This is a genomic window from Pseudomonas sp. 51_B (assembly GCF_017491595.1).
Taxonomy (GTDB): domain Bacteria; phylum Pseudomonadota; class Gammaproteobacteria; order Pseudomonadales; family Pseudomonadaceae; genus Aquipseudomonas; species Aquipseudomonas promysalinigenes.
Genome location: NZ_JAFGYW010000144.1, coordinates 1 through 545 on the forward strand (window position 1 = coordinate 1; position 545 = coordinate 545).

Annotated in this window: 1 pseudogene; it reads left to right on the forward strand. The window is 55.4% G+C overall.

What is annotated here, in order from left to right:
• Positions 1-278: 278 nt before the first annotated feature.
• Positions 279-545: pseudogene (locus J5M56_RS24065) on the forward strand (type IV-A pilus assembly ATPase PilB); the annotation flags it as partial.

The window sequence follows — 545 nt, forward strand, 5'->3', positions numbered from 1 at the left end:
TCGCCACGACGATCAGCAGCTCGATCAGTGTAAAACCTTGTTGTTTTTTCATAGACACGCTCCATGCATGAGTCGAAATCTCATGATCTGAACAAGGCTCAGCACAGCCCATGCCAACGCCTTTCAGGCCCCGCCTGCTGGGCGCGCGCAATTTCCTGCGCCGTTTCCTATAACCCGCAACCGCACTATCTGACACTTTTTGTCACCTGCACCGGCCGTGTTTGGCGCTGTCACTTGACTAGGCTATAAGTCATGAACGGCAAGCGTGCGGAATCCCCATGAATGACATCGCTCTGAGCGGTCTGGCCAAGCAATTGGTCCAGGCCGAACTGCTTACGGAAACAACTGCCCGGCAATCCTGGGCGCAGGCCCAGCGCAATCGCGTCTCGCTGGTCAATTACCTGGTACACAACAAACTGGTCAATAGCCGGCAAATTGCCGAGATCGCTTCCGAACATTTCGGCATGGCCCTGCTCGATCTCAGCTGCCTCGACAAGGAGACTCAGCCCAAGGGCCTGGTCAGTGAAAAACTGGTTCGTCAGCAC